Genomic DNA, 6,480 nt, shown 5'->3' on the forward strand with positions numbered 1-6,480 from the left:
TGCCTGCGGGCTTTTTTCATGGCGAATCGGCTCGCAGTGGGCAATTTTGCATGCACCTGGGAATCAGTCTCAAGGAACAGACCAACCCATACTACCCCCTAGTAAATAGGAATTTATGGCCACTAGCGCTTTATCCATAAGCACCATCGATTTATACTACACCCCAGTACATTCAACACCCGCAGACAGCAAGCGCCGCGCGCCAGCCTGACGCCCCTGTTCCCCATGCCCCACACCGCTGAAGACAAGCAACGCGCCGTCACCCGATTGCGCCGCATCAAAGGCCAGGCCGAGGCACTGGAGCGTGCCGTGGAAGCCGGCAGCGAATGCGCCCCCATCCTGCAGCAGCTCGCAGCCATGCGCGGCGCCGTGCACGGGCTGATGGCCGACCTGCTGGACAGCCATGTGCGCGAGATCCTGGCGGAAAAGCCTGCGCCATCGCAGCAGGCCGTGGACGAAACACTGTCGCTACTGCGCTCGTACCTCAAATAGACAGCCCACCCCCTACCGATTGACTGAAAGGACCACCCCATGAAATCCCGCGCCGCCGTCGCCTTCAAAGCCGGAGAACCCCTGCAGATCGTCGAAATCGACGTGGCCCCCCCCAAGAAAGGCGAAGTGCTCATCAAGATCACCGACACCGGTGTGTGCCACACCGACGCCTTCACGCTCAGCGGTGACGACCCCGAAGGCCTCTTCCCCGTCGTGCTGGGCCATGAAGGCGCCGGCATCGTGGTGGAAGTGGGCGAAGGCGTGACCAGCGTGAAGCCGGGCGACCATGTGATTCCGCTGTACACCGCCGAATGCGGCGAGTGCCTGTTCTGCAAGAGCGGCAAGACCAACCTGTGCGTGGCCGTGCGCGCCACGCAGGGCAAGGGCGTGATGCCCGATGGCACCACCCGCTTCAGCTACAACGGCCAGCCGATCTACCACTACATGGGCTGCAGCACGTTCAGCGAATACACCGTGGTGGCCGAGGTGTCGCTCGCCAAGATCAACCCCCAGGCCAACCCCGAGCAGGTCTGCCTGCTGGGCTGCGGCGTGACCACGGGCCTGGGCGCGGTGAAGAACACCGCCAAGGTGCAAGAGGGCGACACGGTGGCCGTGTTTGGCCTCGGCGGCATTGGTCTGGCCGTGATCCAGGGTGCCAAGCTGGCCAAGGCGGGCCGCATCATCGCCGTGGACACCAACCCCTCCAAGTTCGACCTGGCCCGCACCTTTGGCGCCACCGACTGCGTGAACCCGAAGGACTTCGACAAGCCGATCCAGCAGGTCATCGTCGAGATGACCACCTGGGGCGTGGACCACAGCTTTGAGTGCATCGGCAACGTCAACGTGATGCGCGCGGCGCTGGAATGCGCGCACCGCGGCTGGGGCCAGTCGGTCATCATCGGCGTGGCCGGGGCGGGGCAAGAGATCAGCACCCGCCCCTTCCAGCTCGTCACCGGCCGCAAGTGGCTGGGCACGGCGTTTGGCGGCGTCAAGGGCCGCAGCGAGCTGCCCGGAATGGTCGAAGACGCGATGGCGGGCAAGATCCAGTTGGAGCCCTTCGTGACCCACACCATGGGCCTCAGGGACATCAACGAAGCGTTTGATTTGATGCACGAAGGCAAGTCCATCCGCTCCGTGGTCAAGTACGCGGCCTGAACCTGCACAGCGGGCGGACGTTTGAGGCAAAAACAGCCTCCAGCGCTTGTACAACAAGCGCCAACAGCTATTCATTTCAGAGCACCCACCATGACCACCTCCCTGGAACTCCTCAGCAGCCACGCCTGCTTCGGCGGCGAGCAGCGCTTCTACCAGCACGCCTCCACCGAGATCGGGCTGCCGATGAGGTTCTCGGTGTTCCTGCCCCCCCAGGCGCAGCAAGGTCCCGTGCCCGCCCTGCTCTTCCTGGCGGGGCTGACCTGCACCGAAGAAACCTTCATGGTCAAGGCCGGCGCCCAGCGCCTGGCCGCCGAACTGGGCCTCGCACTCATCGCACCCGACACCAGCCCACGCGGGGCCAACGCGCCGGGCGAGGCCGACAGCTGGGACTTCGGCGTGGGCGCGGGCTTCTATCTGGACGCCACGCAAACGCCGTGGCGCACCCACTGGCGCATGGAGAGCTACCTTCTGAAGGAGCTGCTGCCGCTGGCCTCGGCCCAGTTGCCCATCGACGGCACCCGCCTGGGTATCACCGGCCACTCGATGGGCGGGCATGGCGCGCTCACGCTGGCGCTGCGCCATCCGGGCCGATTCCAGAGCCTGTCGGCCTTTGCGCCCATCTGCGCGCCCACCCAGTGTCCGTGGGGCGAGAAAGCCTTCACAGGCTACCTGGGCGCAGACCGCACGGGATGGATCGAGCACGACGCCACGGTGCTCATGCAGCACCAGCCGGTCGCGCCCTACCCTGCGGGCATCCTCATCGACCAGGGCCTCTCCGACAAGTTTCTGGCCGAGCAACTGCATCCGCACCTGTTCGAAGCCGCCTGCCAGGCCATCGGCCAGCCACTCAGCCTGCGCCGCCACGCGGGCTACGACCACGGCTACTACTTTGTGCAGAGCTTCGTGGCCGACCACCTGCAGCACCACGCTGCTGCCTTGGCATAGGCAGGCTGGCCCACCAACAGCGGCAGATCGGGCCCCCTTCAAGGGCGGCAGGGCTCTGCGGGGCCTCAGTTCCCCCACTTCTGAGCAAATGTTAATGCGGCCTTAAGCCTCGGGCGCCACAGTGCGCCCCATGCCTTTGATCCTGCAGCGCCTGCTGCTTCCCCACCTGGCCACGGGCGCCCCGCCCCAGCCTGCTTCCACAGCAACACGCGCCCTGCACCCCGCCTGGGTGGTGGTGCTCATCAGCACCTGGCTGGCCACGGCCTGCAACGTGCCGCTGTGGCGCGAAGTGGCGCAGTTGCCCGGCCAGGGCAGCCTGCGCGGCTGGGGCTTTGCGATCGCGTTTGCGCTCATCGTGGCCGCGGGCAATGCCGCACTGCTCACCCTGCTGGCCTGGCGCTGGACGCTCAAGCCTGCCGCCGCCGTGCTGGTGGTGATGGCTGCGTTCGGCGCGTATTTCATGCTGGCCTACGGGGTGGCCATCGACGCCAGCATGCTCACCAACGTGCTGCAAACCGATGTGCACGAGGCAGGCGACCTGCTCAACGCACGCATGCTGGCCACCGTGCTGGCGCTGGCGGTGCCGCCGCTCTTGTGGCTGCTGCGCCGCCGCGTGCAGCGGCTGAGCCCGCTGCGCCACGCGGCGCACAACGGGCTGCTGCTGGCGGGCTCCATCGCCATCATCGTGGTGTGCCTGCTGCTGGTGTTCCAGGACTTCGCCTCCACCATGCGCAACCACACCAAGCTGCGCTACCTCATCAACCCGCTCAACAGCGTGTACGCGCTGGGCAACATCGCCACCAAGCCCCTGCGCATGGACACCAGCAAGCTGCTGCCCCTGGGGCGCGATGCGCAGCTGGGCGCCAGCTATGCAGGCCAGGCCAAGCCCCCGCTGGTGGTGCTGGTGCTGGGCGAAACCGGCCGCAGCGGCAACTTCGGCATCAACGGCTACGAACGCAACACCACACCGCTGCTCGCGGCCCGCGCCGACCTCATCAGCGCCCGCAACGCCTGGTCGTGCGGCACCAGCACCGCCGCATCCGTGCCCTGCATGTTCTCGCACCTGGGCCGCACGGGCTACGAGGCGCGCGCCGCCAACTTCGAGAGCCTGATCGACGTGCTGCACCACGCGGGCCTGGCCGTGCTGTGGGTGGACAACCAGTCCGGCTGCAAGGGCGTGTGCGACCGCCTTGGCGACGTCAACACATCCACGCTGAAAGACCCCGCCCTGTGCCCCACCAGCGGCGAATGCCTGGACCGCGTGATGCTGAAGGACCTGGATGCGCGCATAGCCGCACTGCCCGCCGAACAACGCCAGCGCGGCACCGTGGTGGTGCTGCACCAGATCGGCAGCCACGGACCGGCGTATTCCAAACGCTCTGCGCAGGACCTCAAGAAATTCCTGCCCGAGTGCACCTCGACCGCGTTGCAGGAATGCGAGCGTCAGCAGGTGGTGAACGCCTATGACAACAGCATCCTCGAGACGGACTTTTTCCTCGACTCGGTGCTCAAATGGCTCTCAGCGCAGGAAGAAAAAGCGCAGACAGCTATGGTTTATGTAGCAGACCACGGCGAATCACTGGGCGAGAACAACCTCTACCTGCACGGCCTGCCCTACAGCATTGCGCCCGACGTGCAAAAACACGTGCCCTGGATCACCTGGCTGTCGCCTGCCATGCAGGCGCGCACAGGCGCACCCACGGCCTGCCTGCAGCGGGACCTGGCCGAACGGCGCGTCACGCACGACCACTACTTTCACTCGGTGCTGGGCCTCATGGATGTAAAAACGGGCGCCTACAACCCCGACCTGGACATGCTCACCCTGTGCCGCGGCTTGGCGGCTGAAGCGGCCGCCAAGCCCGTTGCAAAACCCATTGCACAGCCCGCTTGAAAACCGGTTCTGCAACGCCTGACGAACGTCAATCGAGCTGTCCCTGGCAGACATATTTGGTGTGCAGGTAGTCGTCCAGCCCATGCGTTGAGCCTTCGCGCCCATAGCCCGACTCCTTCACCCCGCCAAACGGCGCCGCCTCTGCGGCCAGCGCCCCTTCGTTGATGCCCACGATGCCGGACTCCAGCGCGTCTGCCACGCGCCAGATGCGGCGCACGTTCTGGCTGTAGAAGTAGGCCGCCAGGCCAAACGGCGTGTCGTTGGCGGCGGCGATGACTTCGGCCTCGTCGTCAAACACGGTCAGCGGTGCCACGGGGCCAAAAGTCTCTTCGCAGGCACAGGCCATGGTGGCGTCGGCGCCAGTGAGCACGGTGGGTGCGTAGTAGGTAGCACCGAGTTCGGCCAGGCGCTTGCCACCCGTGAGAACCTTCGCCCCCTTGGCCACGGCGTCATTCACATGGCGCTCGATCTTCTCCACCGCGCGGTCGTTGATCATGGGGCCGATCTGGGAGGCCGGGTCGCTCGCCGGGCCCACCTTCAGCGCCGCCACGCGGGCCGTGAGCCGGGTGGCAAACGCATCGAACACATCGCGCTGCACAAACACCCGGTTGGGGCACACGCAGGTCTGGCCGCCGTTCCTGAACTTGGCGGCCATGAAGCCATCCACGGCCGCATCCACATCCGCGTCGTCAAACACAATGAAGGGGGCATTGCCACCCAGTTCGAGCGACAGCTTCTTGAGCGTGTCCGCACTGCGGCGCGCCAGGTGCTTGCCCACAGGGGTGGAGCCCGTGAAGGTGATCTTGCGCACGCGGCTGTCGTCGAGCCACACATCCACCACGGCGGGCGTGTTCTGGCGTGAGGCGGTGACGATGTTGAGCACACCCGGCGGCACCCCGGCTTCGTGCGCCAGCAGCACCAGGGCCAGCGAGGTCAGCGGGGTGTCTTCGGCGGGCTTGCACACCACGGTGCAGCCGGCCGCCAGGGCCGGGGCGATCTTGCGCGCGATCATCGCCGCCGGAAAGTTCCAGGGCGTGATGGCCGCCACCACGCCCACGGGCTCCTTGAGCGCAAACATGCGGCGGCCCTGCACCGGGGCGGGAATGACCTCGCCGTTCATGCGCGTGGCCTCTTCGCCAAACCATTCGATGTAGCTGGCCGCATAGGCCACTTCGCCCTTGCCCTCGGCCAGGGGTTTGCCCTGCTCGCGCGAGATGAGCTTGCCCAGGTCGTCCTGGTGGGCCAGCACCAGGTCGTTCCAGCGCTTGATGATGGCGGCACGCTGCTTGGCAGGCACCTTGCGCCACGCGGGGAATGCGGCGTGCGCGGCGTCCAGGGCCGCCAGCGCCTCGGCAGCGCCGGAGTCCGGCACGGAAGCGATGGTGTCGCCGGTGGCGGGGTCGGTCACGTCAAGGCGGGCGCCGGTGGCCACGGTCCATTCGCCAGCGATGAAGTTGGCGCTGCGGATCAAGTCGGAACGGGTGAGGGTCAGGGACATGGCGGGAAGGTAAAAATTTGAACAAAAATGGCTGCCAGCGCTTATCCATCATGCGTGAGTAGCTATATTTTTAGGAGCAACGGCGCGCCACCGGCCTAGCCGTTGGCCACCCGCTGTGCAATGGCCTGTCCCACCTGCGTGGTGCTGGCCGCTCCCCCCAGGTCCGGCGTGCGCGGCCCGCTCTTGAGGGTGTCTTCAATCGCCGCCACGATGGCATCGTGCGCCAACCTGCCCGCCCCCTGGCCCTGGGTGAGGAAGTCCAGCATCAGCGCGCCGGACCAGATCATGGCAATCGGGTTGGCGATGTTCTTGCCGTAGATGTCGGGGGCCGAGCCATGCACGGGCTCGAACAGGCTCGGGAACGTGCGCTCAGGGTTCAGGTTGGCCGAGGGTGCCAGGCCAATGGTGCCGGTGGTGGCCGGGCCCAGGTCGGAGAGGATGTCGCCAAACAAGTTGGTGGCGGCCACCACGTCGAAGCGGCCGGGCTGCAGCACAAAGC

Annotated in this window: 6 protein-coding genes; 4 read left to right on the top strand and 2 right to left on the bottom strand. The window is 66.3% G+C overall.

The window, feature by feature from the left end; all coding sequences use genetic code 11:
* The first annotated feature begins 225 nt into the window (after positions 1-225).
* The 4 genes from IB243_RS19455 to IB243_RS19470 all read left to right on the top strand — a co-directional run bounded on the left by IB243_RS19455 (position 226) and on the right by IB243_RS19470 (position 4,483).
* Entirely contained in the window at positions 226-492 is a 267-nt protein-coding gene (locus IB243_RS19455; protein WP_010460183.1) for a metal/formaldehyde-sensitive transcriptional repressor, read from the top strand.
* Positions 493-531: 39 nt separating this feature from the next.
* Positions 532-1,647, top strand: a complete 1,116-nt coding sequence (locus tag IB243_RS19460) for an S-(hydroxymethyl)glutathione dehydrogenase/class III alcohol dehydrogenase (RefSeq protein WP_192428786.1) — start codon at positions 532-534, stop codon at positions 1,645-1,647.
* Between the two features lie 90 nt (positions 1,648-1,737).
* Positions 1,738-2,592, top strand: coding sequence for an S-formylglutathione hydrolase (gene fghA / locus IB243_RS19465; protein WP_192428787.1), 855 nt, complete (start codon positions 1,738-1,740; stop codon positions 2,590-2,592).
* A gap of 130 nt (positions 2,593-2,722) precedes the next feature.
* A complete protein-coding gene (locus IB243_RS19470) occupies positions 2,723-4,483 on the top strand; it encodes a phosphoethanolamine transferase (RefSeq protein WP_192428788.1) in 1,761 nt (586 codons plus the stop codon).
* Positions 4,484-4,511: 28 nt separating this feature from the next.
* On the opposite strand, the gene IB243_RS19475 is transcribed toward IB243_RS19470, so the two are convergent.
* A complete protein-coding gene (locus tag IB243_RS19475; RefSeq protein ID WP_192428789.1) occupies positions 4,512-5,981 on the bottom strand; it encodes an NAD-dependent succinate-semialdehyde dehydrogenase in 1,470 nt (489 codons plus the stop codon).
* A gap of 95 nt (positions 5,982-6,076) precedes the next feature.
* Positions 6,077-6,480: isocitrate/isopropylmalate family dehydrogenase (locus IB243_RS19480; protein WP_255509292.1), on the bottom strand; the 404-nt coding region annotated here is incomplete at its 5' end.

It is taken from the genome of Acidovorax sp. ACV01 (assembly GCF_014851495.1).
Classification (GTDB): Bacteria; Pseudomonadota; Gammaproteobacteria; order Burkholderiales; family Burkholderiaceae_C; genus Acidovorax; species Acidovorax radicis.

Excerpts from the sequence above, each read along its gene's own strand:
- IB243_RS19455 (WP_010460183.1), top strand. The coding sequence starts at position 226 with ATGCCCCACACCGCTGAAGACAAGCAACGCGCCGTCACCCGATTGCGC.
- IB243_RS19460 (WP_192428786.1), top strand. The coding sequence starts at position 532 with ATGAAATCCCGCGCCGCCGTCGCCTTCAAAGCCGGAGAACCCCTGCAG.
- fghA (WP_192428787.1), top strand. The coding sequence starts at position 1,738 with ATGACCACCTCCCTGGAACTCCTCAGCAGCCACGCCTGCTTCGGCGGC.
- IB243_RS19470 (WP_192428788.1), top strand. The coding sequence starts at position 2,723 with ATGCCTTTGATCCTGCAGCGCCTGCTGCTTCCCCACCTGGCCACGGGC.
- IB243_RS19475 (WP_192428789.1), bottom strand. The coding sequence starts at position 5,981 with ATGTCCCTGACCCTCACCCGTTCCGACTTGATCCGCAGCGCCAACTTC.